The following is a 3,652-nucleotide window of genomic DNA, read 5'->3' as shown; positions in this document are numbered from 1 at the left end:
GGGGGGCCGCCCGCCGGTGGCGCTGACGCTGGCGGGCGAGGGGCCGCTGGAGGAACTCGACCTCGCCTTGACGCTCGACGCCGACGCCCAGCGCGTGCTGACCGGCACGACAAGGCTGCGCCAGCAATCGGGCGGGCTCGGCTTCGCCGCCAATGTCGAGGGGCCGATCGTTCGGCTGATTCCGCCGCGCTTCCGTGAATTCTTCGGCGCCGAGACGACGCTTGCGGCCGACGGCGTGTTCAAGACCGGCGGCGGGCTCGCGCTCGAGAACCTGGATCTGCGCAGCGGCGCGCTGAACCTCACCGCCGCCGCCGAAACCACCGCCGACAATTTCCTGCAAAGACTGACGCTCGATGCTTTGATCGACAATCAAAGCGTCGAGAAGGTGGTGCTGCCCGTTCCCGGCGGCCAGACCACGGTCGATCGCGTCGCGCTGACGATCGCCTTCGGCGAGAGCGCGGACGAGAACTGGACCGGGTCGCTGACCGTCGCCGAACTCGCCACCGACACTTTTGCCGCGCAAAACATCGCGCTGACGGCGAACGGAGTGGCCGAGAACATCAACCAGCCGGCGGAGCGACGGATCACTTTCGCCGTCGACGGCGACGCTACCGGCGTCACCGCGACGCGGGCCGACATCGCCGAAGCGCTCGGCGAGACGCTCAGCCTGGATGTAGAAGGCGACTGGCGCGCGGGCAGCCCGGTAAAACTCGCCAGGGCGCTGCTTTCCGGCAACGGCCTCAATGTATCGCTCTCCGGCGACATCGCCGAACTGGCGTTTCGCGGCAATATCGGCGTCGAGGCGACGAGCATCGCGCCGTTCTCGCAACTGGCCGGGCGCGACGTTTCAGGCGGGCTCGATCTCGACGCCTCCGGCAACGTGGAGCCGGTCACCGGCGGTTTCGATTTGACCGTGGACGGCGTCGCCACCGGACTGACGATCGACAGCCCCCCGACGGACAATTTGCTGCAGGGTCAGACCCGCATCACCGGCCGCGTCGCGCGGGGCGAAACCGGGCTCGTCGCAGACGGGCTGCGCATCTTTAACGAGCAGGTCTCGATGACGGCAGACGGCAGCTTCGCCACGGGCGCCGCCGATTTCGATTTCGACCTGGCGCTGACGGACCTGGCCCTTGTCTCCGAGGATGCCGCCGGCCGCCTGACGGCGAGGGGCCGTGCATCGGGTTCGGAGGGGCTGATAGGTCTTACGTTCGGAGCCGAAGTGGCCGAGGGCTCTGTTGTCGGCAAGAATTTGCGCGAGGCGGTGCTCGGCTTCGAAGGCACGCTGCGGGAAGGCGACCTCGACGGCCAGGTCACCGGCAACGCCTTCCTCGACGGAACCCGTGTGCAGCTTTCGAGCGCCGTTGCGCTGAACGAAAGCGGCCGCCGGCTGAGCGCGCTGGATTTTTCCGCGGGCGGCACGCGGATTACAGGCGATGTCACCCAGAGCCCTGCCGGCCTGTTCGATGGCGCGCTGAAACTCGCCGCCGCCGATGTTTCGACGGCAGCCGCGCTGCTGCTGGTTCAGGCGACCGGCGCGGTAAACGCCGATATTGCGCTCGAACCCGTCGAGGACCGGCAGAACGCCACGATCAAGGCGAACGCCGAAAATCTCGTCGCCGACACGGTTAGGCTCGGCCGGGCCGATCTGCAGGCGAGCATCGCCGATCTCTTCAACGTTCCGGTCGCCAACGGCTCGTTGCAGGCAACCGACGTCACCGCGGCCGGCATCGAGGTGACAAGGCTTTCCGCGACAGCCGAAAGCAGCGGCGTGACCACCAACTTCTCCGCCGACGCGACGCTCGACAATGGCGCGACAGCCGCCGCATCCGGCGCGCTGTCGCCGGTCGACGGCGGCTGGCGGCTCGGCCTGCAGACGGTCGAACTGGCGCAAGGCAGGCTTGCGGCACGGCTCGTCGAGCCGGCGGTGCTCGAGGTCAAGGGATCGGATATTTCCGTTGGCAACGTGGCGTTCGATGTCGGCGGCGGGCGCGTTAGCGCGCAAGGCACGATCGCCCAAAGCCTCGAACTTTCTGTCACGATCGCCGCATTGCCGCTGGCGATCGCCAACACGATTCGCCCCGATCTTGGGCTGGGAGGAACCATCGACGGCACAGCCACGATCGGAGGCACGCGGGCCAGACCGGATATCCGGTTCGATCTGCAGGGCAGGTCGATCGCCGCCGAGGCGCTGCGCGAGGCCGGGCTGCGCACGATCAGCCTGGACGCCACTGGCACGTCCACCGCCGAGAGGCTGAATGTCGACGCAGCAATCGCCAGTCCTGACGGGCTTCGCGCCACGGTGAGAGGCGGCGTGCCGCTCGGCGAGGGGGCTCTGGCGCTGGATGTTGCACTCAACGCATTCCCGCTCGCCGTTCTCAACGCCGCGGCGCCCGGCCAGAATCTCGGCGGCAGCCTGTCGGGCACTGCCCGTGTGACGGGATCGCTCGAACGGCCGGCCGCATCGTTCGAACTGCGCGGCGCCGGGCTGCGCGCCTCCGCGCTGGACTCGGCCGGGTTGTCGCCGCTCGATGCGACCGCTTCCGGCAGCTTCGCCAATGAAGTGGTGACGCTGTCCTCTGCGAGAGTGAGCGGCCCCCAGGGGCTTTCGCTAACCGCCAATGGACGGCTGCCGCTCTCGGGAACCGGCGTCTCGGTTACCGTCGACGGCCAGGCGCCGCTGTCGCTCGCCAACCGTTTCCTTGCGGAGCGCGGCGCCCAGGCTTCCGGCACGGTTTCGCTCGCCGCGACGATCTCGGGAAGCCTGGGGCAGCCCGCCATACGCGGCACGATCTCGACCTCCGGCGCGCAGTTCATCGATCCGGAGACAAATGTCAGGCTGCGCGACATCGCCGTGTCGGCGGCGCTCGCAGGCGATCGGGTGACGATCAGCAACGCATCGGCGGCGATCGCGGCGGGCGGTACGATCACGGCTTCGGGTTCCGTGTCCACCAACGCGCAGGCCGGTTTCCCTGCGGATGTGAGGATCAATCTCAACCAGGCGCGCTACGCCGACGGCGAACTGGTCGTGGCTACGCTGAGCGGCAGCCTGGCGCTGACGGGCCCGTTGACCCGCGATCCGCTGGTTTCGGGCGACATTGCAATCGAGCGCGCGGAAATCACGGTGCCCGAAAGCCTCGGCTCGGGCGCGGCTGCGATAGACGTGGTCCACATCGACCCGCCCAGGCCGGTGGTCGAGACCCTCGAGCGGGCCCGCGCGAACGATGGCACGCCGACGCCTTCGGCGCGGCCGAGCGTGGTCCGGCTCAATATCGCGGTCAGCGCCCCCAACCGCATCTTCGTGCGCGGGCGCGGGCTCGACGCCGAACTCGGCGGCACGGTGCGCCTGACCGGACCGGCGACCGATATCCAGCCGGTCGGCGCTTTCAACCTGATCCGCGGTCGGCTTTCCATTCTCGGCCAGCGCATCGATTTTGACGAGGGCACGGTCACGTTGGTCGGCGATCTCGATCCGTTCGTCAATTTCGTGGCGCGTTCGGGCGGCAATGACATAACCGTGTTCATCACGGTCAGCGGCCGCGTCTCGGATCCGGAAATCAAATTCTCCTCGCAGCCGGAACTGCCTGAGGACGAGGTGCTTGCGCGGCTGATCTTCAACCGCGGCATCAATGAATTGTCGCCTTTGCAGATC

General features: G+C 68.1%; 1 protein-coding gene. It reads left to right on the top strand.

Going from position 1 to position 3,652, the window contains the following annotated elements; translation table 11 throughout:
- The coding region (locus MAXJ12_RS14050; RefSeq protein WP_008836559.1) for a translocation/assembly module TamB domain-containing protein at positions 1-3,652 on the top strand (3,652 nt) is incomplete at both ends.

This window comes from Mesorhizobium alhagi CCNWXJ12-2, from assembly GCF_000236565.1.
Classification (GTDB): domain Bacteria; phylum Pseudomonadota; class Alphaproteobacteria; order Rhizobiales; family Rhizobiaceae; genus Allomesorhizobium; species Allomesorhizobium alhagi.
The sequence above is the reverse complement of the archived record's forward strand: the minus strand, read 5'-3'. Positions and strand labels throughout refer to the sequence as shown.